Here is a 23,475-nt window from a genome sequence, read left to right as displayed (position 1 = left end):
TATTAGCTCCGGTTTCCCGGAGTTATCCCCAACTATAGGGCAGGTTGCCCACGTGTTACTCACCCGTCCGCCGCTAACCTTTAGGAGCAAGCTCCTTAAGGTCCGCTCGACTTGCATGTATTAGGCACGCCGCCAGCGTTCGTCCTGAGCCAGGATCAAACTCTCCATAAAAGAGAAAATTTGATTAGCTCAAATTTCTTGCTGGCATCAATTATGATGTCCAAAATTTCGTTTCTTCTATTAAAAGAAACATTTATTCATTAACGTTTTGTTGTTCAGTTTTCAAAGTTCATATAACCGCTCGTAAGCGACTTTTATATATTAACACATTAAATCGAATTGTGTCAACACTTTTTTGTTTAAGTATCACTACCAATCAGCAGCGACTTAACTATAATACAATGTTTTATTCATTAAAGTCAACATTAATTCATAAGTTTTTTATAAGAGGCTTTTTTTCTATGATAAATACTTTGTAAAAAAGGAGAAGATAGATGATTCGCAAACTGTTGGTAACACTAACTCTAATGCTAGTCGTAACCTTATTTATTTACCCCCAAAAAGAATCGATAATATCCGTTTTCCGTATGACCGAGGAACCGATAGTGATCTCAAAAGGGCATTATGGACAATCTTTAGTTGTAGAAATTTCTTTTTCTCACGATGGATTAGAAGAGTGGTTGCAAAACGTTCAAAAGCCATACCCCTTACTAATGTTAGATGCGAATTGGATTGATCGTTCTCCTAAGTTGGTTGACATTATAAAAAAGCGAAATATTCCAACTGGTCTACTTGGTGGGAAAGGAAAAGAGGAATACACAATAAAAAATTTTAATAAGGATCTTGCCATTTATCAAAAACATTTTGAGAACAAGCCTTTATGGTTTATGACATCTGATTACGAATTTCAGCCTGATTTAATGCAAGTTGCTTTCAAAGAAGAAGTGAACCTACTATCGCCATCTGTTATTTATGGTAAAAATTACCAAACGACGAATGGTGCTATCGTTACATTATCCCTTCATGAAAAATCAACTGTTAAATTTGATGAATTAAATACATTACTTAAAAAGGAAAAGTTTATTTCTATAGAAGAAAATGTTTTTGGTTATTCCATTAAGACGAAGAAAATGCCATAAAAAACGAAAAGGCTAAACCGTACTTAGATGTCGGTATTAGCCCTTTTTTTATGCATTTGTACTTACACTTTTTGATGCTTTGCGGGCTTTTCTACGCGCTTCTAACTTTTTGCGGTCTTCATCCGACTTTTCATTATATTTTGGTAAAGCCAATAATTGATAAGCATTAACAGCAATTAGAGGGAATAATAATAATGCAACATATGTATCAATATTTCCTTGACGACCCATTAAAGCAATGATCCATTCGAGCGAAGTGACAACGATCATGAAAAACATCGAAGAAACTAAAACATGTTTCTTACCAGTTAATTGGACTTTCTTCATGGCAGTTGCAACAGCACCAAAAATTAAGAAAATTAACAAGCCACTATAAAATACCCAATCAGTAAAGTTTTTTGCATCTGGAGCAAATCGGAATATTATTAAATCGCCTACAAGAAGAATTATTAATAATACTTGTACCCAGTTCCATAAAGTTAAGGTTTTGAAGATCCCCATACCAACTTGATGGAGAGTTAAATAAGCAAAAAAACCAGCTTGTGCGATAACGCTCATCGTAAACCCAAGTAAAATCATCCATGCAAATGCTGCAAGGAATTCACCAAATTTACCATCAGCAAGATATGGTTGAAAAAAAGACCAGCGTATGATTAGCCCAGCTATTCCAGTCACAACACCACCGACAAGTAAACACATTAAGAAAAATTTAACCCAATTTCGTATCGTCACGACATAAAGTCCTCCATCTTTTTAAATATCATTTATTATTTTATCAATGCAATCTTAAAAAAGCTATCGAAGTCATAATTGCATACATATTCTGCGTGAGAATGTGAACAATAAATGAAAGAGAGTCTTTATAGAAAGGACTGATTTTTGTGCTAAATCGTATTCTCTCCCTGTTGTTTGTAGTGTTATTATTAGCAAGTTGTTCGGAAAATACTAATCCAACCATGTCCTATGAAGAAGTGAAGAAGATGGTCATTGACTCTGTTCAAACTGAAGATGGGAAGAAGGCAATACGCCAATTGCTAGAAGACCCAAGTTTTCGTGAATTAATTGTCCTTGAACATGATGAAATCGAAGCTTCTATTAATGACACGTTGCTTTCAAAAGATGCCGAAGAATTTTGGAAAAAAACTTATGCAGATCCAAAATTTAAGGAAGCCATGGCGAAAAGTATGAAAGAACAACAAACTGAAATAATGAAAGACCTGATAAAAAACTCTTCCTATCAAGAGGATTTAATTAAGTTTTTCGGACAAGAAGAAATGCAAAAAGAATTTGCAACAATATTAAAAAGCAAAGATATGCGGAAACAAATGGAAGAAGTTGTGAAGGAAACTTTACAAGATCCAATTTTACAAACGCAATGGGTGGAGATTATTAAGAAAAGTGGCGAATCAGGCTCTAGTGGCGAAGAGAAAAAAGGTGAATCTGGCGGTGGCGGTGAATCCGGTAGCGGTGGAGAAGGATCGGAAGGCGGCGGCGGCTCATAATTAGAAAGCGGATTGCATATTGGCGCAATCCGCTTTTTTAGTTGAAATATTAATGCTAATAAATTCAGCACTTGGTATTCCTATTCAATTACTTCGCTAATTGATCGATTACTTTTTGAGCGATGTTTAAATAGATTTGACCTGTTGGATGGTTCTCTTCATATACAGATGGAGCAAAGTCCTCGTTTGACCAATCTGGTTGTCCTAGTGGAACTTGACCTAATAGCTCTGTACGTAGCTCGTCTGCTAGTTTCGGTCCGCCACCTTGACCAAATACATATTCGCGTTCTCCAGTTACTTTTGACTCAAACCACGCCATATTCTCGATAACACCTAGAATCTCATGGTCTGTTTGTAGCGCCATTGCACCCGCGCGAGCAGCAACAAATGCAGCTGTCGGATGTGGAGTTGTTACGATGACTTCTTTTGATGTCGGCAACATTTGGTGAATATCTAACGCAACATCCCCTGTACCTGGTGGTAAGTCTAATAATAAGTAGTCAAGATCTCCCCATTCTACATCACGGAAGAATTGATCTAATACTTTCCCAAGCATTGGTCCACGCCAAACGATTGGCGCGTTATTTTCAACGAAGAATCCCATTGAAATGACTTTTACGCCTTTTCGTTCAACTGGATAAATGCGTTCATCTTTTACAACTGGCATATCTTGAATGCCCATCATATCCGGTACACTAAAGCCGTAAATATCGGCATCAATAAGACCTACTTTTTTTCCTAGTCGAGCTAATGCTACCGCTAAATTGACAGAGACCGTTGATTTCCCTACTCCACCTTTTCCTGAAGCAATCGCAATAAATTGCACGGATGAAAGTGGCGATAAAAGATCATGGACTTCAGATTCAGTCGCTTGACCACGGAAACTTTCTAAAACTTCTGGTGCTAATTCTTCAAAGCGAATACCAACTGTGGAGGCACCTGCTTCTTTTAAGGCTTCTACAATTTTCATTTGCAGTTGCATTTGTTCTGGTGTATTTGTTTTCGCAATTGCTACCTTTACACTGACATGATTTTTTTCCTCTTTAATCGATACGTTTGTAATACCCTTTGTTTCTTCAAACGATCTATGTAAAAAAGGATCTTGTAATTGTCCTAATACTTCGCGGACTTGTTGTTCGTTAATCACTAAAAACACTCCCCTATATTGGCTTCCAATAATACTAGTATAACATAGTGTTTCTTGAATACTTAATTGAAACATTCTACAACTAATTTGCCTTTCATTTCAAAGCCTCGAAAATATATTTCCATCATTTGTTTTATCTATCTATACGTTATACATTACACATAAAAACCATTCACCTAGATGAATGGTTTTTGCAATCAATTATTCGAATTCTAAATTTACATAGTTATCAATACCATTAACAATCGCATTCGCCATTTTTTCTTGGTATTTTTCGTCAGCCAGTAGTTGGCGTTCTTCATTATTACTTAAGAAGCCGGTTTCAACTAAAATTGCTGGCACTTCGGTTTTCTTTAAAAGATAAATTTGTTTAATTGCCATCGCTTGACGATCCGTATTTTGTAGGGTGTTTTTAATTGAATCCTGCACTGATTTTGCTAACATTTCACTATTGGCATGTCCATCTTTATGATAAAAGACTTGTGCTCCACGCCATTTTTCTTCTGGAATAGCATTTGCATGAATGGTAATAAAAATGTCTGGTTCCTCTGATTTCACAAGATTTGCTCGAAGGAATATATCTTCCTTCTTCCTCTCCCTTAATGTAGCAAATTCTTCACTAGGTGCATGCTCTGTTAATACGTCATCATCTGTTGAACGAGTCATTACTACTTCGGCACCCATTCGTTTTAATTGACGCTCTACTTTTTGAGCAACTGCAAGGGTAACATCTTTTTCAATGACATCACCTGAAGAGGCACCCCCATCAATTCCTCCATGACCTGCATCAATGACGATTTTTACTCCTCCTAAAGGTTCAGGTAAGAAGAAACGTCGATCCGATGCGCTTGTCTCATAAACCACTACAAGTAAACAACATAATAAAATAACTCCAAGTGCAACCCATCGCTTCAAACTATTACACCGCCTTTTACAACCTTTTGCACTACTATACGCAAAAAATGGGACTAGTATGCGTAAAGTTCTTACACCCTCCAAAACAAATATAAGCATGCTCAATCATCTCTAGTTCTATACAGAAAAAAATCCATTACACCTTAGCGTAATGGACATATTTTAGCTGCCCGACTTTTATATTGGACAACTTCGCACTATTTTATTTTTATTGGACTTGCAATTGATTTTGTAGATTTGCATAAAACCCTTTTTTCATCATTAACGTTTCATGATTTCCTTTTTCTAAAATGGTGCCATCTTTAATCACAAAGATTTGGTCTGCATTTTCGATAGTTTTTAATCGGTGGGCGATGACAAAGCTTGTACGGCCTTTCATTAGGTTATTTAATCCTTTTTGAATGTGTACTTCTGTCATCGTATCTACACTTGAAGTTGCTTCATCTAAAATGAGAATATCGGGATCTTCTAAAATGGCCCGCGCAATCGCAATTAGCTGGCGTTGACCTTGACTAATATTCATTCCGCCTGACGCTAACATTGTGTCGTACCCTTGTGGCAAGTACTTAATAAAATTATGGGCATAAGCAATTTTTGCAGCTTTCTCCACTTGCTCATCTGTAGCACTTAGCTTACCGTACCGAATATTTTCACGGACTGTCCCTGAGAATAAATACGTATCTTGCAAAACAACGCCAATGTGGTCTCTTAAATTGTCGAGTTGATAGGATGTACTATCTTCTCCATCAATCATAATTTGACCTTGTTTTGCATCATAAAACCGATTGAGTAACTGAATAATGGTTGTTTTCCCTGAGCCTGTTGGACCAACAAGGGCAATCGTTTCCCCAGCCTTTGCATGGAATGAAATATTTTTTAAAATCGGTTTATCGGCATTATAGTAAAATTCAACATTTCGAAACTCTACATCACCATCAAATTGATCTTTTGCTATCGCATCCTGTACGTCTCTTACTTCTTCTTGCTCATCAAGTATTTCAAACACTCGTTCTGCACCTGCAATAGCTGATTGAAACGTATTTAATAAATTGGATAATTGATTGATGGGACGGAAGAATTGTCTTGAGTAAGTGACGAATGCAGCAATAACACCCACTGTAACAAGCTCATTTACCGCTAACAATGCGCCTACACCAATAATAAATCCAATCCCTAAATTGTTCATAAAGTTATTAATTGGTGGCAAAAATCCTGAAACCATTTCCGCTTTTAAAGCAGATGTACGCAATTGTTCATTCGCCTTTTTAAATTGCTCAATTGTTTCTTGTTCTCTCCCAAACAGCGTAATAATATTGGCATTTGAAATCGTTTCCTCAATATATCCGTTTAATTGACCTAAATCCCGTTGTCTCGCTTTATAGTTTACGCTACTTCTTTTAATAATTTGTTTTGTGACATAAACAACGAGTGGAATGATAATAAGTGAGACAATCGCCAAAATCCAATTCATGTAGAACATTGCAATGGCTGTCCCGATAATTGTAAATAGCGAAGAAACAATTTGGATAATACTTTGCGAAAGTGCCATATGTAGATTATCAATATCGTTTGTCATACGACTCATTAAATCCCCAGACTGTCGTTTATCAAAAACGGATAAAGGTAACCGTTGAATTTTTTCGAACAGCTCTTTTCGAAGACGTTGAATCGTTTTTAAGGACACACGCACCATCACAAACGTCTGTAGCCACATAAAAATGGACGAAGCCAAATAGATGGCTCCAAGTAAAATTAACATTCTTACCGTTCCAGATAAATCGCCTGGAATAATATAATCATCAATAATAATTCCTATATATAATGGACCTAACAAACTTAGGATGGATGATAAAATGACAAACAAAGTCGAAAGGACAATACCTATCCTCTGTTTACGAAGATAACTCCAAATTCTGCTGAGTGCCGCTTTTTGATCTTTTGGCTTTACAACAGGTCCCCTAAAACCATGGTTTCGTTCAAGACCTGTTCGAGTCCCTTGTTTTGGTTCGTTAGTCATTCATCACCCCTCCCTTCTCCGTTTGTGTTTCCACTATTTCCATGTAATACTCGCTTGATTGTAATAACTCTTCATGGGTACCCGATGCAATCAATCGTCCATCTTCAATTACAAGGATTTGATCTGCATTTTTTATGGATGAGACTTTTGACGAGACAATAAATTTCGTGCTGTTTGGGAAATTAGAGTCAATCGCTTGTTGAATTTTCTTCTCAGAAATAGCATCAACTGCGGAAGTCGTATCATCTAATATTAAAATCGTTGGCTTTCGAATGAACGCTCGGCTCATGGCAAGTCGTTGTTTTTGACCTCCAGATAAATTCGTCGCTCCTTGGGAAAGCACATGCTGTTCTCGATCAGGTAATTTTTCAACAAATTCTGCCGCGCACGATGCCTCTAATGCTTCGTTAATCTCTTGAAGACTAACATCTTGTTTCCCATACTTTAAATTTCCTTCAATTGACATTGAGAATAAAGCTGCTTTTTGTGGCGCAAAACCAATTGCTTGTCTTAAAGTGGCTAAGTCATAATACTGAATTGGTTGCTGGTCGATTAACACTTCACCTTGATCTACATCAAAGGCTCTTGGTAACATCTTCATCATGGTCGATTTTCCGCTACCTGTCATTCCAATAATACCGATTGTTTCGCCAGCTTTTACATGGAAGGAGATGTCTTTTAATACTGGCTCTCCTTGTTTTGTATAAGAAAAACTGACATTTTTAAACTCTACTTCACCACGTGGGCTATTTTTAATAGGTTCATGACAATTTTGTATATCATTTGGTTCTTCAAGGACAGTCACAATTCGTTCAGCACTTGGAATGGCACGTGCAATTTGAATGAGAACATTACTCGAACTAATTAACCCTTGCAAAATCATCATTAAATAGTTGATAAATGCTAAAATCACACCAACTTCAATAATGTTGTTTTCGACTTTAATCGCACCAATCCAAAGGGCGAAAACAAGTCCAATATTCACAATGAGCGCAGTTAAAGGCATCAGTACACCCACAACTTGTTCCGCTGTGATATTGCGTTTTGTCAGTAATCCATTTACCTCGAGAAACTGCTGTATTTGGTGTGCTTTCCGATTAAATGCCTTAATCACACGAATCCCCGCTAAGTTTTCCTGCACCTTCGTATTCATTTGATCCATCACTTCTTGTACAGCTCTGAAAAACTTCCCTGTTAGCTGTGTAAAAATAATGACACTAATTGCGAGAATCGGTACAACATAAAGTAATACTGAAAATAACTCTCGAGCTGTTATGTAAACAAAAATGATAGCACCTATAAACATTAATGGGCCACGAACGAAAACTTTTAATAACATGATCACAGCGCGTTGCAACGTTTCGATATCCGATGTTAGATTCGTAATCAGCTTTCCTAATGTAAAGTGATCCTTATTTCGTTCTGAAAAACGTGTAATGGTTTCATATAAATCCTGTCGTACATCGGTTGCAAAGTTTACGGCTGTTTTTGTTGCATAAGTTGAACACGCAACGCCACCAATAAGTGCAATAAATGCCGAAAGAATCATCAACCCAAACATACTGATGATATATTGTTCATCACCATTTGCAATTCCATTATCAATAATTTTTTGTAATATGGTCGGTTGCACTAAATCCATTATTACTTCTAAAATCATCATAGAAGGAGCAAGTATGGCAAAGAAGATATAGGGATGTAGGTATTTTTTAAGCTTCCAAGCCGCTTTCATTTCTTCACCTCTATCATTGTTAGAAATATCTCTATGAAATACTACTCCTCTCTTTCAAAATTCTCAAGCATTAATTGAGAATCGTTTTCACAACAGCATAAGCTTTCTCTTATGTCAGATGGGTGTGCTACTATATAGAAAATGTTAAAAATAGGAGGGTTTTGTTTTGAAATTACGAGTTTCCGCTATCCAATATCATTTACATACAATTGAGACCTTTGAGGATTTTGCATATCAATGTGAACATTACTTAAAGGCAGCACTAGAGTTTGATGCTGAATTTATACTGTACCCTGAGTTTTTCACAACCCAACTCCTTTCCATTAAAGGGGAAAATGGAAAAGCTTTAACGATTAACGATTTACCTTCATTTACAAATCAGTATGTTGAATTATTTACTTCGTTAGCGAAAAAGTACAATGTGCACATAATTGGCGGTACTCACGTTATCGAAGTAGAAGGGAAATTACGGAATACCGCGCATTTATTTTATCCAGATGACAAAGTGGGCACACAAGCAAAGATTCATATTACGCCAACTGAAGTAAATGAGTGGAATATGTCTCGCGGTGATGGGTTAGAAATTTTTGAAACGGAGAAAGGGAAAATTGCGATTCTTACTTGCTATGATATTGAGTTCCCTGAAATTGTACGGATGGCCAAAGCGCGTGGTGCGGATGTGATCTTCTGTCCATCTTGTACTGATGACCGCCATGGATTCCACCGTGTGCGTTATACAAGTCATGCCCGGGCAATTGAAAATCAAGTATATGTTGTATTAACAGGAACAGTGGGCGCATTACCTACTGTGGACTTTATGCGTGCTAACTTCGGCCAAGCTGCGATCATTACTCCAAATGACGTTCCCTTCCCACCAAAAGGGCTTTTAGCTGAAGGGGAAATTAACAACGATATGATTATTACAGCAGACCTTGATTTAGAGCTTTTATATCAAGTGCGTGAAAAAGGCTCTGTCACAACTTGGCGCGACCGACGAACAGATTTATATACAGATTGGGAATAACCATAGTTAGGGGGCAATTACGATGTATCGAAGTGAGCAGTTCGTATTTGATGAAGGTAAGCCTATACCAATTATTATTCGGAACTATACAAAAGAGGATTTCGATGCGTTAATTGCGATTCAAGCCGAATGTTTCCCTCCACCCTTCCCTTCTGAGTTATGGTGGAATAAAGAACAACTAACCAATCACGTGAATCTGTTTCAAGAAGGCGCCATTTGCATTGAAATTGCTGGGCAAGTCGTCAGTTCGTTAACAGGCGTTTGTACTCAATTTGATCCATCTCATCCTAATCATACATGGGCAGAGGCAACTGATGATGGTTATATTACAAATCATGATCCAAACGGCAATACGCTTTATATTGTCGATATTAGTGTACGCCCTGCCTATCGCTCACTTGGCCTCGGAAAAATCATGATGCAAGCAATGTACCACGTAGTTATTGAAAACGGATTAGAACGCTTACTGGGTGGTGGGCGAATTCCTGGATATCATAAAAAAGCAGATACACTTAGCGCGCATGAATATATTGATGCCGTAGTGCGCGGTGACTTATATGATCCGGTTGTTTCGTTTTTATTACGTTGCGGGCGAAAACCAATTGCCATTGTCGAAAATTATTTAGACGACGAAGAATCGTTAAATTATGGCGTATTAATGGAGTGGAAAAATCCGTTTAAATAATTGAGTTTTGTTGAGGTTACGTGCGGGTTTGGTTGGTTTACGTGCGACTTTTGAGTGGTTACGTGCGGGTTTGATCAATTTACGAGCGACTTTCGGGCTTTTACGTGCGACTTCCAAAATTCCAACATAAAAAAGCTCTTTTCTCAAATCGAGAAGAGAGCTTTTTTCAATTTGCTTAAAACCATCTTTATAGGACATAATTACTTTCATTAAATAATCGCCTTTTCTTTGTTGCCATGCAAGAAAAAGTAAAGAATTGTAGATGCTAAAACTACAAACCCTAAGATTGCATAGAGTGTACTGTAGCTTGCGAATGGAATGATGAATCCAAGTAGATAAGGTCCAAATCCAAGTCCTGCATCAAGAAATATAAAGAAAGTCGATGTTGCCAGTCCCATACGATGTGGAGGTGTCAATTTAATAGCAATCGCCTGAGTACACGACTGCATATTACCAAATCCGAGTCCAATAAGAACACCAGCTAATAATAATGTAATACTATTGTGGGCGAAACTTAGAAGCACCATTCCAGCTGTAAATAGAATAAATGCCGGATACATAATATAGTTTGCACCTTTTACATCCAGTAAACGACCTGTAAATGGACGTGAAGCCAATACTGCTAACGAATAGACTAAAAAAAAGAAACTTGCTGTTTGAACTAGATTGATTTCTCTTGCATAGAAATTAATAAACGAAAGGACACTTGAGTAACAAAAAGCTAAAACGAGAGTAATAAATGCAATCGGAATGGCCTTTGGTTCAATAAAGCTTGAAAGTTTGAATCCTTTTATTTCAGTTCTTTCTATTGATGCCTCCAGTACTGGTACATGTACAAAGAAGGCTGTAATGAAACTGATGATTCCTAGAGCTAAACAGAAACTAAAAATCATTTGAATACTAGTGTGTTCACTCATATATAATCCAATAAACGGTCCGATCGCTGTAGCCAATGTTGCACTCATGCTGTAATAGCCAATTCCTTCCCCTTTTCGCGTTGCCGGGATGATCTGAGCTACAATCGTTCCTGTTGCCGTACTTGCTATACCGAGTGTAACCCCATGTAAGAAACGAACAAAAAGCAGGAAGTTTACACCATAATTAACAAAGTATAAAAGAGTTACCAAAGTAAAAAGAATTATACCGATGAATAACGTTTTCCTACGTCCAATTGACTCAATACTGCGGCCAATATAAAGCCTTCCGATTAAAGCCCCGATAATAAAAATCCCTGTTACGAGCCCTGCTTGACTTGTAGAAGCATGAAATTCATTTACTGCATAAACACCCATGATGACGATTAATAAATAAAAGACTACCGTTAAGAAAAAATTGATAGCCGAAACAATGATAAAATTCTTTGTCCATAATTTAGGCTTACTCAATTTTATTACCTTCTTTATTTATAATATTCTCTTGTATTTTAGGAAGAATATAGGAAATTACTTCTTGCTCCTCCCTCGTAATCCCTTCCATAATTTTGATTTCTAAATCCGTTATCTCTTTCCTACACGCTTTATAAAGTTCTTCTCCTAGTTCTGTTAACTGAATAATTTTTTCTCTTCTATCCTGACCAACAATTTGCTTTACAATTTGAAGTTCTTCCAAACGGTGAACCCGCCGAGTAATGGTCGGCTTTTCTACATTATATTGTTTTGCAATATCTACAAGTGTCGAAGGACCATTGTTTTTTATATGAAAAATTACTTGCCATAAAGAATAAGAAAGCTTATAAGTACTTAATAGTTCGTTTAGTGAAGTAATAATTAATCGATACAGACGCAAATAGCTTTGAAAAAATCCTTCCAAATTTGTTCTCTCCTTTCTCACAAATATTAATTACCTTAAGTAACTATTACCATAGGCAACTATATTCCTTTCTGAAAGAGATGTCAATGATGATAGCCTTAACCAAATCATTTTAGGATTCTATTCCCTTTCTAGTAATAGCATTCTTATTCGAGAAAAGGCACGTTTATGGTTACAAGTGGTTAGAAGTACTTTTCAGGCATAAAAAGGACTCTTTCCACATAAGTGAAAAGAGCCTTGGGGAATTACCGTGAACGATATTCTCTTTAATCTATTTCATGTCCCCAATTATCATACATTGGAAAACAATTATTCCCCCTAGGTATAAATCTACTATGTTTTCTCATATAAACGGAAGGAATTATTTCTTGATCATTAATCCTAATATTTTCGGGAGGTGTCGTCAAACATGTAAAAATAGAGTCTCTAAAAGTATTGATTGCTGCACTTATTGCTGCTGAAAGAGAACCGACAAATGCACCCCAAGCAGTCATAACGAGCACTCCAAAGAATGCTTTTGCAGCGTCATTTACTGCTACTTCCAAGCAATCTTTTAACCAACTTGTTATAATACCTTCCACGTCAATTCTAATCTTTGTAGGATGGCAAATTCGAACAATAATATCTTCGGTTTCTACACTCCCAAAAATGGGTAAATTATCTATCACTTTATATTCTACACAACTATAGCCTACAGGTGGAACACAAGCTTGAAATCTTCTCCTAACTGTGTTTAACCTAGTTGTAATATTTCTACTACCCTCTTCAATTTCATTCCATGTACTCTCACCCTCTTCTACCCAATGACCTCCCCATTGTTCAACCTTTTCTCTCCATTCTCTCCAATCAATACGTGGGGTTGGGATGGTTGGAGTTGGAATGGTTGGAATTCTATCTGGAATCGTCGGCGTTGGGACGGTTGGAATTCTATCTGGAATCGTCGGCGTTGGAATGGTTGGAATACTTCTCGGAATATTCGGCGTTGGAATTGAAGGACTATCTATTTGAATAGGAATATTTGGGGTTGGGATGGTTGGACTATCTATTTGGATTGGAATATTCGGAGTTGGGATGTTCGGAATATTCGGCGTTGGAATGTTTGGAGTCGGGATATTTGGAATATTCGGCGTTGGAATGGTCGGGATATTTGGGGTTGGAATATTCGGTAAAAACTGTGCTTGAATATTTTGCGTCCTATAAAACGAATTACGTTGGTTATTATAATTCATCCGACTATCATACATATTTATATATGGGGAATGCTCATCTATTACTGGATAAGTTGGTAATGCGTTGTTTGTATAATACCTTGTCGGAGTATTTTGTACCCAGTAATACGGTTCTCTTTGACCATTGTAGTTTGCCGGGCTATTATACATATTCATGTTCGGGTAAAGATAATCTACAACTGAATAAGTTGGTGATGGGTTACTTAGATAATACGGTGAGGGAGTGTTTTGTATCCAATACTGTCCACTTTGACCATTATAACCTACTGGACCATTATACATGTTCATATTCGGGTAATGATAGCCTCTCATAGGAACAGCTGTTACCCATCTCAAATATGGGTTATTATTCACTTATTCACCTACCTACCTATTTATTTAGCTTAACTAACCGTACAGTTTATGATGCGGTAAATTGTCTAATTCATAATTTATTTGAAGTATTATGGAATTCTAAAGTACTAGAAAGGGATATTAAAAAAATTCATATACCAGTCATCATCTCGTTTTCGTCTGGCAAAATAGACATGTCTTTGCGAGAGCACCCCACTAGCCAAAACAACTGGCTCAATACTCGATATTCTATGATTCCCAATTAGCTTTCGACATCGTTCAATTCTTTCTTCATTAAAATGATTATAAGCCATTCGTAGCATGTTAAAATAGACATGCTCATGACTTACTTGGTACGGTGTTTGTTCCCGAAATACGTGAAGAATTTTTACTTTTGGTTCGATATAGCAAGTATAACCAAACAGCCACAACTTCATTGATATTTCGACATCTTCAAACCCCCAAACTCTAAATCCTCTATCAAATCCCCCAATGTTGTTAAAAACATACTTTGATATTGCGCAACACCCTCCTGGTAAAACTGCCGTTGGAAATATTTCTCCTTTATTCAGGTGCCATATCACTCCTAAATGCTCATTTAAGCTCTGACCATATCCAACGTTATTCGGTGCTTTAGTATCAGCAATCCCAGGTGAAACACCATTTGCAACACCATCTAATATAGGTTGAATTAATTGATCAATCCAATAATCTTCAAAAATAATATGTGCATCACAAAAAATTAGGAACTGTCCCTTTGCATACTGCGCACCTATATTTTTAGCATTTGCAACACCCACGCCTTTGGTTCTAACTAAATTGATTTTAAATAATTGATTATTTACTAAGAAATCACAACATCCATCTGTTGATGCATCATCTATAACAATAACTTCAAAGCTATATTTGCTTTTAACTTGAAATATTGAATGTAGTGTATTTTGAATATGTATCCCTTCATTTTTTACGGGTATTATGATTGAAACGTATGGTATTTTCAAGTTTAGTGTCATTTAAACATCCCTCCACTTGAAATTTTGACGACCTGAAGCAAAACTCCATAAATGTATTAGGATTTCTTTGAAGTAAACTATACCCAGTTAAATCATAGAGGGTTTTATCGTAAACGAAGAACATTCCAATTTTCCAGAATAAATCTTCACCTGTTAGATCTATTGGATAGTTCGAAATGGAATAACCTTTATAAGAATAACTATAATAGTTATTATACTTAGGAATAACACGAACTGCTAAGCCAGTAGTAATGTGGTCAGAATGATCTCCCTGATTAATTACTCTATCTGGCTCTGGAAAGTTGATTTTTATTACTGAATGATTGTCGCCTTCAAAATCAATAATTGATTGAATTGTATTGACTAAATCATCCCATCCATGATAAACCGTTGAGTGGTCTAATGTACAAATGTCTGGAATCTCTCTTAAATATAACTTTTGAAGACTTTGGTAACCTTGGCTCGAAAAACCGTTACCTGATAAATTTCCATCCGGAAGACGAAGGAAGTAACTAACCACATTTCCATAAGTCCATCTATGAAGTAAATGGTTATTAAGTTTGACTTGATCTCTATATTCCTTTTCTTCATTTTCATAAGTGACTCCAAATCGTATGGAGCTAAGCGATGCCTCCTCATTTCCCCTCCAAAAAGTTTCACTAGCACCAGCATCATTTGCAGTTGTATAGATAAACACAACTTTATTATTTTTATTTGCCAATTCATATCTTATATTGGGATTCATAAATAATAGCCAATCATCCATATGAGCAACAATGACAAATACTATGGCATTAAATTGTTGCATGAGTCTCTCCCCTAGGCTAGATTGATTTTCTATTTTATTAAACGTTATTTGTTATTATGACATATGACACCATTTCAGTAGAAAACACGTGTTGTCATATCATTGCAGATATCCATAAAACTTAAAAAGGTCTGTAGGAAAATGAAGATTCCTAGACAGACCTTTAAAATCGTTACTATTGATTACGTAAGTTTTCTTGAGCCATTCTTACAAGTTCTTTCACCATGTTACCACCTAATCTACCACCAACTTTACCTGCTTGTTCAGATGTAAGTTTGCCGTTATAACCCTCTTTTAACGGTACACCTATTTCTTCTGCAACCTCGTATTTGGCTTGTTCCGGATTAGTAGTGCCAGCAACCTTTGCCTTAAGTTGATCAAGTTCTTGTCGTGCTTCTGGTACAAGTATTTTATTTCTATTTCTACGTGCCATAAATCTTCCTCCTTTTATTTTTATAATGCTCTAAAAAAGAAGAAATATTTTTGAAAACTTTATGGGCTTAAAATTGAATGGTTTTACATATTTATTATGAAAGAGCTTATACTTCCTGTAAGAATTTTTTAAGCAAAAAAAGACCCCCAACCAAAAATGGTTGAGAGCCTTGAAACGTAGATATATTAACGTTTTGAGAACTGAGGCGCACGACGAGCACCTTTAAGACCGTATTTTTTACGTTCTTTCATACGTGGGTCACGAGTTAGTAAACCTGCAGATTTAAGTGCTGGACGGAAATCTGGGTCAACTTGTAGTAACGCACGAGCGATACCGTGACGGATTGCACCAGCTTGACCAGTGAATCCACCACCGTTTACGTTTACAAATACATCATAGCTACCTTTAGTTTGAGTTGCTTCTAATGGTTGGTTGATGATTAAGTGTAAAGTTTCGAATGGTAAGTAATCCTCGATGTTGCGATCATTGATAACAATTTTGCCTTCGCCTGGTACTAAACGTACACGAGCTACTGAGCTTTTACGACGACCTGTGCCGATATATTGAACTTGTGCCAAGGGTATATCCTCCTCTAATTAATTATCCGCGAAGCGTATAGCTTTCCGGTTTTTGTGCTGCATGTGGATGTTCTGCTCCAGCGTAAACGTGAAGTTTTGTGAACATTTTACGTCCTAAAGAGTTTTTAGGAAGCATACCTTTTACTGCTAATTCTAGCATTTGTTGTGGGTATTTTTCTTTCATTTCGCCAGCAGTACGTGTTTTTAAACCACCTGCGAATTGAGTGTGACGGTAATAAATTTTACCTTCTAATTTGTTACCTGTTAATTCGATTTTGTCTGCATTGATGATGATCACGTTGTCACCTGTATCAACGTTTGGTGTGAATGTTGGTTTATGTTTACCACGTAAGATTGAAGCTACTTCAGAAGCTAAACGTCCAAGAGTTTGGCCTTCTGCGTCAACTACTAACCATTTACGCTCTACTTCGTGACCTTTAGCCATGAATGTTGTACGCATTTATATGTCCTCCTAATCGATTCGATTACCGTTATTTTTCATTATTATACACTTATAAGTTTCGGGGCTTATTTTGTGGTTGGTAATGAAAATACCATATGTCATCTTATAATATATTTTAAAGTTAGTCAAGAGAAATTGTACACCTGGAGATGTTGTTTTTTATATTTCATTTTTATAAAACACTTTTTCCAGATACAAACCGTATGCTGGCGCGGTTTTACCTGCATTTCCACGGTCCAACGAAGCTATAATTAACTCTAGCTCCCAAGCCTTTCTTTTTCCGATACCTACTTCCCACAATGTGCCAGCAATTATACGCACCATATTGTATAAAAAGCCATTGCCTTCTATTGTCATATGTAGTTCTTCTCCATGCCATGAGAAGGCCAGAGAATGCACTGTACGCACTTTATCAATAACACTAGTGTTTGCTGCACAGAAGCATGAAAAGTCGTGTGTACCGATAATATACTGCGCTGCTGCAGTCATTTTTTCGATATCTGGTTTTACACCGTTTGTATCTGTCGAGTAATGCCGGCTAAATGGGCTTTGTACCTCTTCACAATTCCAAATATATCGATATCGCTTTCCTGATACACTGTATCGTGCATGAAAATCGTGTGCTACTTCTTCTACATCTAAAACTCGGATATCACGAGGTAATTGGACGTTTAATGCCTTTTTATAACGATCTACTGGAATCGTTAAAGGAGTATCAAAATGAATCACTTGTCCTGTTGCATGTACACGCGCATCTGTTCGTCCACTAGCTGTGACTTTCACCTTTCCCCCTTTATGCATTTTCGTTAACACAGTTTCCAATTCAGATTGCACTGTTCTTTCTCCTGGTTGTACTTGATAGCCAGCAAACAATGTGCCATCATAACTAATCGTTGCTTTTAAACGTCTCATCATACCACCTCGGTTTACTTACGCAATAGAACTAAAATAACTGTTACAGCAATTAAGGCAACTAAACTAATCGTATCGCGCCAATCCCATTTTAACTGACGGTAACGCGTACGACCTTCTCCACCACGATAACCACGAACTTCCATCGCAGTCGCTAGATCTTCTGCACGCTTAAAGGCACTTACAAATAGCGGAACTAATAATGGTACTACTGCTTTAATACGGTCTTTTAAAGGACCAGCACTTAAATCCGAACCACGGGCCATTTGTGCTTTCATAATTTTGTCTGTCTCGTCCATCAATGTAGGAATAAAACGTAGTGCGATAGACATCATTAATGCAAGCTCGTGAACTGGCATTTTTATTTTCTTTAATGGGTTTAATAATGTTTCAATTCCGTCTGTTATCGAAATTGGCGATGTTGTTAATGTTAAAATCGATGTCATAAACACAAGGACTAAAAAGCGAATGGAAATAAATATCCCTTGTTTTAATCCTTCCTCATACACTTTTAAGAACCCAAGATCGAGAAGTAGATCGCCTTCACGGGTAAAGATAATATGAATTAGAAACGTAAAGACTAATAATATGATGACCGGTTTTAAGCCATTAATTAAAAAATACAAACGAATTTTAGACATTAAAATAACAAATAAAGTAAACGCCAATAGCAACGCATATGTCACTGCATTATTAGCTAAAAAGACAATGATAATAAACGCAAAAACGAAAATTAACTTCGAACGAGGATCGAGTTTATGAACAAAGGAATCCCCAGGTATGTAGCGCCCAAAAATCATTTTTTCCATCATTGTCCACCACGCCCCTCTCGTAAGACACGTGATACTTCTTCTGCTAGTTCCTCTTCGGTTAAACAAATTTTTGATAAACGTAGATTCATCATATTTTCAACTTTTTGTTGGAAGCGTACGATATGTGGCAATTCTAAACGATAGCTTTCCAACGTCTTTGCATCTGAAAAAACTTCATATGGCGTTCCAGTAAGTACACAACGCCCTTCATGCATGATCGCAATTTGATCTGCATATTTCGCAGCGTCTTCCATACTATGCGTTACAAGGATTGTTGTGAGCCCTCGTTCCTTATGAAGTGTATAGAACATATCCATAATTTCACGTTGTCCACGTGGATCAAGGCCTGCAGTCGGCTCGTCTAAAACGATGACTTCTGGATCCATCGCAAGTACGCCCGCTATCGCTACACGTCGCATCTGTCCACCTGATAAATCAAAGGGTGACTTATTTAATGTCTCTTCAGGCAATCCAACAAGTTTTATGAGTTCTCTTGCACGTTTTTCGGCCTCTTGTTCCGTTACACCAAAATTCATTGGCCCAAACATAATATCCTTTAATACCGTTTCTTCAAACAATTGATGCTCTGGAAATTGAAAAACAATGCCCACCTTTTGACGAATTGGTTTTAGTTCCTTCGCTTTCTTTCCAGCTTCAATAACACGATTTCCAATATGTACTTGTCCTTTTGAAGGTTTTAGCAGGCCATTAAAGTGTTGTAAAATAGTTGATTTGCCTGAACCTGTATGTCCAATAATTGCTTGATACGTTTTGGAAGAAATCGTTAAATCTACATCAAATAAAGCATACTTTTCAAATGGTGTCCCCATTGAATATGCATAGCTTACTTGTTGAAGTTTGATGTCCATAAATCATTCACCAACTCTTCTTCTGTCATATGTTGTCCTACTAATTGTACACCTTTGGATTGTAAGAGTTTTGTCATACGCATTGCAAATGGTAGTTCTAGCCCAAACTCTACTAGCTTATCTCCTAAAGCAAAAATTTCTTGAGGAGATCCCTCTGCATACTTTTTCCCGTCATTCATGAATAAAATTCGATCAGCAAATAACGCTTCCTCTACATCATGTGTAATCGATAATACAGTTAAACCAATCTCTTCACGTAACGCACGAACCGTTTTTAACACTTCATCGCGCCCTTGAGGATCTAACATCGATGTAGACTCATCTAAAATAAGTATTTTAGGCCGCATTGCAAGAGCCCCAGCAATCGCAACACGCTGTTTTTGTCCACCAGAAAGATGGTGCGGCTCATGATTTAAAAATTGATCCATTTTTACTTGCTCAAGAGATGTATGTACGCGCTTCACCATATCCTCAAATGGCACACCATTATTTTCTAAAGCAAAAGCTACATCATCTTGTACAGTAGCTCCTACGAACTGATTATCAGGATTTTGAAAAACCATTCCAATGTTTGAACGAGTTTCCCAAAGATTTTCTTCTGTTAATACTTCTCTCATCACACGGACCTCTCCCTCTTGTGGGAAAAGTAATCCGCTAACTAATTTGACCATCGTTGACTTACCAGAACCATTGTGCCCAACAATTGCAATCCATTCTCCTTCTTGAATAGAAAAGGAGACGTTTTGAACGGCTTTTCGCAACTCTGGGTTATCTGGTGTGTACGAATAACTCACGTTGTTAAACGATAGAATCTCAGTCACTACTCTAACTCCTCTCAAAAATCGCTCTACTAACTAAATTACACTGTCTTCAAGTGCAATACTACCTTTTTTCAGAATATTGTCAATTACATAGATAAAAATAAGGTACGTTTACACATCTATCCGCTTGGGACAAATCTTCATTCAGCAAGGTCAGCTATAGGAAGATCAACAAGATAACAGATGGCAACGTACACTATTTTTGTATATGTATAAGGTGTTTTATGGAATAAAAAAGCGCGCACCTCATTCAGAGAAATGCGCTTTTACTACATTTGTAAGATAAGAACACGGCTGCTCAATTCCGTGTCCTTATGAATGAGGTGCGGAGAGCTAGACGAGACGCCGCCAAAGATGGCTCGCTCATTATAACGCTCAATGCAATTTTATTGTCGTATAAATCAATTTATTTTAAAAAAGAGAGGGGTCCGAAAGTTCAACGGGTGAACCGGACACCCTCTACGCAAGTTGAATAATTAAATTACACTAATTCAATTACAACTACAGGCGCACCGTCACCACGGCGAGGACCTACTTTAAGAATACGAGTGTAACCACCTTGACGCTCAGTGTAACGTGGTGCAACATCATCAAATAACTTTTGAAGTGCAAATGATGTAGATTCGTTACCTTCTGCGTCAGTAGTTGTTACTACTTCACGACGGATAAATGCAGCCGCTTGACGACGAGCATGTAAGTCTCCACGTTTACCTAAAGTAATCATTTTTTCAACTACAGAACGTAATTCTTTCGCACGTGCTTCAGTAGTTTCGATGCGTTCGTTGATGATTAAGTCAGTAGCTAAATCACGTAATAACGCTTTACGCTGAGAACTTGTACGACCAAGTTTTCTGTAACCCATGGATGTTTCCCTCCTTTATAAGGCAATCTAAATATTATCTATATATACCTTGATTAGTCTTCTTTACGTAGACCTAAACCAAGTTCTTCTAATTTCGCTTTTACTTCTTCTAGCGATTTGCGACCAAGATTACGTACTTTCATCATGTCGTCTTCTGACTTATTCGCAAGTTCTAGTACCGTATTGATACCAGCGCGTTTTAAGCAGTTATAAGAACGTACTGAAAGATCAAGTTCTTCAATCGTCATCTCTAAAACTTTTTCTTTTTGATCCTCTTCTTTTTCGACCATGATTTCAGCAGTTTGTGCTTCATTCGTTAGGCCTACAAAGATATTGAGGTGTTCAGTTAGAATTTTAGCTCCGAGCGATATCGCCTCTTTTGGACCGATGCTTCCATCTGTCCACACATCAAGTGATAACTTATCGAAATCAGAATTTTGTCCAACACGAGTGTTCTCCACTTGAAAATTAACGCGTGAAACTGGAGTGTAAATAGAGTCGATCGGGATCACGCCGATAGGAAGATCCTCACGTTTGTTTTGATCAGCAGGTGTATATCCACGGCCACGACGAGCATACATGCGCATACGTAGGTGACCATTTTTAGCGATAGTTGCAATATATAGATCTGGATTTAAAATCTCAACGTCACTGTCATGCGTAATATCGGCAGCAGTAACCGTTCCATCACCTTTCACATCAATCTCAATAACTTTTTCTTCGTCAGAGTAGATTTTCAGTGCAAGTTTTTTGATATTCAAAATGATTGACGCAACATCCTCTTCTACACCTTCTACGGTAGAGAATTCATGTAAAACACCATCAATTTGAATAGATGTAACAGCAGCTCCTGGTAAAGAAGACAGAAGGATACGACGTAAAGAATTACCCAAAGTGTTTCCATATCCGCGTTCAAGCGGTTCTACAACAAACTTGCCATATTTGGAATCCTCGTTGATCTCAACAGTTTCAATCTTTGGTTTTTCAATTTCGATCATTCAATTTACCCTCCTTCAAAACATCGAATGTATAGGTTCATAACATCATAATAGTCAAAAATACTCGACTTTATAAAATTGCACAAGATTTTTGTTTTGTACAAGCAATGATGAACTCAAAGATACTTTGAGATGCACCCATTACACACGACGACGTTTTGGCGGACGGCAACCATTATGAGGAACTGGAGTAACATCTTTAATTGCTGTTACTTCTAAACCTGCAGCTTGAAGAGCACGGATAGCAGCTTCACGACCAGCACCAGGACCTTTAACAGTTACTTCCAACGTCTTCAGACCATGTTCAACAGATGCTTTTGCAGCAGCTTCAGCAGCCATTTGAGCAGCGTATGGAGTAGATTTACGAGAACCTTTGAATCCAAGCGCACCAGCACTTGACCAAGATACTGCATTACCTTGCATATCTGTAATCGTTACGATTGTATTGTTAAATGTAGAACGAATGTGTGCAATACCAGATTCGATATTCTTTTTCACACGACGTTTACGTGTTTGTTGTTTACGAGCCATGTTAAGAAGGAACCCCCTTTACTTATTATTTTTTCTTGTTCGCTACAGTTTTACGAGGACCTTTACGCGTACGCGCATTGTTTTTCGTATTTTGACCACGAACAGGTAAACCACGACGGTGACGGATACCACGGTTAGAACCGATTTCCATCAGGCGTTTAATGTTAAGTGAAATTTCGCGACGTAAGTCACCTTCCACTTTATATGTGTCTAATTGTTCACGGATTTTGTTTAATTCATCTTCAGTAAGATCGCGCACGCGAGTATCTTCGTTTACACCAGCAGCAGCTAATACTTTTTGAGATGTAGTTTTACCAATTCCGTAAATGTATGTTAATGAAATTACAACGCGTTTGTCGCGAGGAATGTCAACACCAGCAATACGTGCCATGTACTAATTGCACCTCCTTCTAATTATCCTTGTTTTTGTTTATGTTTAGGATTTTCACAGATTACCATTACTTTACCGCGTCGGCGAATTACTTTACATTTTTCGCAGATCGGTTTCACAGATGGTCTCACTTTCATCTAACCCAACCTCCTTAATAGTCCGGAGTGCAAAAGATTATTTAAAACGGTATGTGATACGACCGCGAGTTAAATCATAAGGAGATAACTCGATAGTAACCTTATCTCCAGGTAAAATTCTAATAAAGTGCATACGAATCTTTCCAGATACATGTGCAAGCACAGTGTGCCCATTTTCTAATTCTACCTTAAACATCGCGTTTGGCAAAGTCTCAACAACTGTTCCTTCGACTTCAATTACATCGTCTTTCGCCATCAATCCTGTCTCCCTTCTATATGCAATTCCAATTCTCTAACTTACATGAACTAGAGAAT

At 37.3% G+C, this 23,475-nt stretch carries 28 protein-coding genes and 1 rRNA gene; 4 read left to right on the top strand and 25 right to left on the bottom strand.

The features are described 5' to 3' along the window. Positions 1-171 (bottom strand): 16S ribosomal RNA (locus EK386_RS06465); the annotation flags it as partial. A 323-nt stretch (positions 172-494) separates the two neighbouring features. Here EK386_RS06465 and EK386_RS06460 point away from each other — a divergent pair. Further along, positions 495-1,139, top strand: a complete 645-nt coding sequence (locus tag EK386_RS06460) for a hypothetical protein (RefSeq protein ID WP_246027595.1) — start codon at positions 495-497, stop codon at positions 1,137-1,139. Between the two features lie 48 nt (positions 1,140-1,187). On the opposite strand, the gene EK386_RS06455 is transcribed toward EK386_RS06460, so the two are convergent. After that, positions 1,188-1,871, bottom strand: a complete 684-nt coding sequence (locus EK386_RS06455) for a KinB-signaling pathway activation protein (protein ID WP_126658212.1) — start codon at positions 1,869-1,871, stop codon at positions 1,188-1,190. A gap of 149 nt (positions 1,872-2,020) precedes the next feature. Between EK386_RS06455 and gerD the strand changes: the two genes are divergently transcribed. Then, positions 2,021-2,641: a spore germination lipoprotein GerD gene (gerD, locus tag EK386_RS06450; protein ID WP_246027594.1), complete on the top strand. Its 621-nt coding sequence runs from the start codon at positions 2,021-2,023 to the stop codon at positions 2,639-2,641. Positions 2,642-2,729: 88 nt separating this feature from the next. On the opposite strand, the gene salA is transcribed toward gerD, so the two are convergent. From salA to EK386_RS06430, 4 genes are all read right to left on the bottom strand, one after another. Beyond that, positions 2,730-3,788: an iron-sulfur carrier protein/transcriptional regulator SalA gene (gene salA / locus EK386_RS06445; RefSeq protein ID WP_126658211.1), complete on the bottom strand. Its 1,059-nt coding sequence runs from the start codon at positions 3,786-3,788 to the stop codon at positions 2,730-2,732. A 201-nt stretch (positions 3,789-3,989) separates the two neighbouring features. Beyond that, on the bottom strand, positions 3,990-4,703 hold the full coding sequence (gene cwlD / locus EK386_RS06440) for an N-acetylmuramoyl-L-alanine amidase CwlD (RefSeq protein WP_126658210.1): 714 nt from the start codon (positions 4,701-4,703) through the stop codon (positions 3,990-3,992). Positions 4,704-4,911: 208 nt separating this feature from the next. After that, complete coding sequence (locus EK386_RS06435) at positions 4,912-6,720, bottom strand: ABC transporter ATP-binding protein (RefSeq protein ID WP_126658209.1); 1,809 nt, start codon at positions 6,718-6,720, stop codon at positions 4,912-4,914. Beyond that, positions 6,713-8,452: an ABC transporter ATP-binding protein gene (locus EK386_RS06430; RefSeq protein ID WP_126658208.1), complete on the bottom strand. Its 1,740-nt coding sequence runs from the start codon at positions 8,450-8,452 to the stop codon at positions 6,713-6,715. The genes EK386_RS06435 and EK386_RS06430 overlap by 8 nt, the downstream gene beginning before the upstream one ends. 166 nt (positions 8,453-8,618) lie before the next feature. Here EK386_RS06430 and EK386_RS06425 point away from each other — a divergent pair, with 166 nt between their 5' ends. Then, positions 8,619-9,476: a carbon-nitrogen hydrolase family protein gene (locus EK386_RS06425; protein ID WP_126658207.1), complete on the top strand. Its 858-nt coding sequence runs from the start codon at positions 8,619-8,621 to the stop codon at positions 9,474-9,476. Between the two features lie 22 nt (positions 9,477-9,498). Beyond that, the gene (locus tag EK386_RS06420; RefSeq protein WP_126658206.1) at positions 9,499-10,161 is read left to right on the top strand and encodes a GNAT family N-acetyltransferase; all 663 of its coding nucleotides are present in this window, start codon (positions 9,499-9,501) and stop codon (positions 10,159-10,161) included. On the opposite strand, the gene EK386_RS06415 is transcribed toward EK386_RS06420, so the two are convergent. The 19 genes from EK386_RS06415 to infA form a co-directional block, all read right to left on the bottom strand. After that, positions 10,132-10,371 carry a hypothetical protein gene (locus tag EK386_RS06415; RefSeq protein WP_126658205.1) on the bottom strand — a complete coding sequence of 80 codons (240 nt, stop codon included), beginning with the start codon at positions 10,369-10,371 and terminating at the stop codon, positions 10,132-10,134. The genes EK386_RS06420 and EK386_RS06415 overlap by 30 nt on opposite strands. Then, positions 10,371-11,552 carry an MFS transporter gene (locus tag EK386_RS06410; RefSeq protein ID WP_126658204.1) on the bottom strand — a complete coding sequence of 394 codons (1,182 nt, stop codon included), beginning with the start codon at positions 11,550-11,552 and terminating at the stop codon, positions 10,371-10,373. Before EK386_RS06410 ends, EK386_RS06415 begins: the two co-directional genes overlap by 1 nt. Next, the gene (locus tag EK386_RS06405) at positions 11,539-11,970 is read right to left on the bottom strand and encodes a MarR family winged helix-turn-helix transcriptional regulator (protein WP_126658203.1); all 432 of its coding nucleotides are present in this window, start codon (positions 11,968-11,970) and stop codon (positions 11,539-11,541) included. Before EK386_RS06405 ends, EK386_RS06410 begins: the two co-directional genes overlap by 14 nt. A 266-nt stretch (positions 11,971-12,236) precedes the next feature. Then, positions 12,237-13,553: a hypothetical protein gene (locus EK386_RS06400; protein ID WP_126658202.1), complete on the bottom strand. Its 1,317-nt coding sequence runs from the start codon at positions 13,551-13,553 to the stop codon at positions 12,237-12,239. Positions 13,554-13,660: 107 nt separating this feature from the next. Continuing rightward, a complete protein-coding gene (locus EK386_RS06395) occupies positions 13,661-14,545 on the bottom strand; it encodes a glycosyltransferase family 2 protein (RefSeq protein ID WP_126658201.1) in 885 nt (294 codons plus the stop codon). Further along, positions 14,490-15,353 (bottom strand): PIG-L family deacetylase, encoded by an 864-nt coding sequence (locus tag EK386_RS06390; protein WP_126658200.1) that lies wholly within the window; start codon positions 15,351-15,353, stop codon positions 14,490-14,492. Before EK386_RS06390 ends, EK386_RS06395 begins: the two co-directional genes overlap by 56 nt. Before the next feature lie 175 nt (positions 15,354-15,528). Then, a complete protein-coding gene (locus tag EK386_RS06385) occupies positions 15,529-15,786 on the bottom strand; it encodes an alpha/beta-type small acid-soluble spore protein (protein ID WP_126658199.1) in 258 nt (85 codons plus the stop codon). Positions 15,787-15,971: 185 nt separating this feature from the next. Continuing rightward, positions 15,972-16,364 carry a 30S ribosomal protein S9 gene (gene rpsI, locus EK386_RS06380; protein WP_097073502.1) on the bottom strand — a complete coding sequence of 131 codons (393 nt, stop codon included), beginning with the start codon at positions 16,362-16,364 and terminating at the stop codon, positions 15,972-15,974. A gap of 22 nt (positions 16,365-16,386) precedes the next feature. Continuing rightward, positions 16,387-16,824, bottom strand: coding sequence for a 50S ribosomal protein L13 (rplM, locus tag EK386_RS06375; RefSeq protein WP_126658198.1), 438 nt, complete (start codon positions 16,822-16,824; stop codon positions 16,387-16,389). A gap of 162 nt (positions 16,825-16,986) precedes the next feature. Continuing rightward, on the bottom strand, positions 16,987-17,739 hold the full coding sequence (gene truA, locus EK386_RS06370; protein ID WP_126658197.1) for a tRNA pseudouridine(38-40) synthase TruA: 753 nt from the start codon (positions 17,737-17,739) through the stop codon (positions 16,987-16,989). 14 nt (positions 17,740-17,753) lie between these two features. Beyond that, on the bottom strand, positions 17,754-18,551 hold the full coding sequence (locus EK386_RS06365; RefSeq protein ID WP_126658196.1) for an energy-coupling factor transporter transmembrane component T family protein: 798 nt from the start codon (positions 18,549-18,551) through the stop codon (positions 17,754-17,756). Beyond that, positions 18,548-19,420 (bottom strand): energy-coupling factor ABC transporter ATP-binding protein, encoded by an 873-nt coding sequence (locus EK386_RS06360; protein ID WP_126658195.1) that lies wholly within the window; start codon positions 19,418-19,420, stop codon positions 18,548-18,550. Before EK386_RS06360 ends, EK386_RS06365 begins: the two co-directional genes overlap by 4 nt. After that, complete coding sequence (locus tag EK386_RS06355; protein WP_126658194.1) at positions 19,396-20,241, bottom strand: energy-coupling factor ABC transporter ATP-binding protein; 846 nt, start codon at positions 20,239-20,241, stop codon at positions 19,396-19,398. The genes EK386_RS06360 and EK386_RS06355 overlap by 25 nt, the downstream gene beginning before the upstream one ends. A 481-nt stretch (positions 20,242-20,722) precedes the next feature. Beyond that, positions 20,723-21,103 (bottom strand): 50S ribosomal protein L17, encoded by a 381-nt coding sequence (rplQ, locus tag EK386_RS06350; RefSeq protein ID WP_126658193.1) that lies wholly within the window; start codon positions 21,101-21,103, stop codon positions 20,723-20,725. Between the two features lie 53 nt (positions 21,104-21,156). Continuing rightward, a complete protein-coding gene (locus tag EK386_RS06345) occupies positions 21,157-22,101 on the bottom strand; it encodes a DNA-directed RNA polymerase subunit alpha (RefSeq protein WP_126658192.1) in 945 nt (314 codons plus the stop codon). A gap of 141 nt (positions 22,102-22,242) precedes the next feature. Further along, entirely contained in the window at positions 22,243-22,632 is a 390-nt protein-coding gene (rpsK, locus tag EK386_RS06340) for a 30S ribosomal protein S11 (protein ID WP_126658191.1), read from the bottom strand. A 25-nt stretch (positions 22,633-22,657) separates the two neighbouring features. Beyond that, a complete protein-coding gene (gene rpsM, locus EK386_RS06335) occupies positions 22,658-23,023 on the bottom strand; it encodes a 30S ribosomal protein S13 (RefSeq protein WP_126658190.1) in 366 nt (121 codons plus the stop codon). A 23-nt stretch (positions 23,024-23,046) separates the two neighbouring features. Further along, positions 23,047-23,160, bottom strand: a complete 114-nt coding sequence (gene rpmJ, locus EK386_RS06330; protein WP_000868344.1) for a 50S ribosomal protein L36 — start codon at positions 23,158-23,160, stop codon at positions 23,047-23,049. Positions 23,161-23,197: 37 nt separating this feature from the next. Continuing rightward, the gene (gene infA / locus EK386_RS06325) at positions 23,198-23,416 is read right to left on the bottom strand and encodes a translation initiation factor IF-1 (RefSeq protein ID WP_016839390.1); all 219 of its coding nucleotides are present in this window, start codon (positions 23,414-23,416) and stop codon (positions 23,198-23,200) included. Positions 23,417-23,475: the final 59 nt, after the last annotated feature.

This window comes from Lysinibacillus antri (genome assembly GCF_003977595.1).
In the GTDB taxonomy this organism is placed as follows: domain Bacteria; phylum Bacillota; class Bacilli; order Bacillales_A; family Planococcaceae; genus Ureibacillus; species Ureibacillus antri.
Note: the sequence above shows the minus strand (reverse complement) of the source record. Positions and strands in the feature narration are given on the sequence as shown.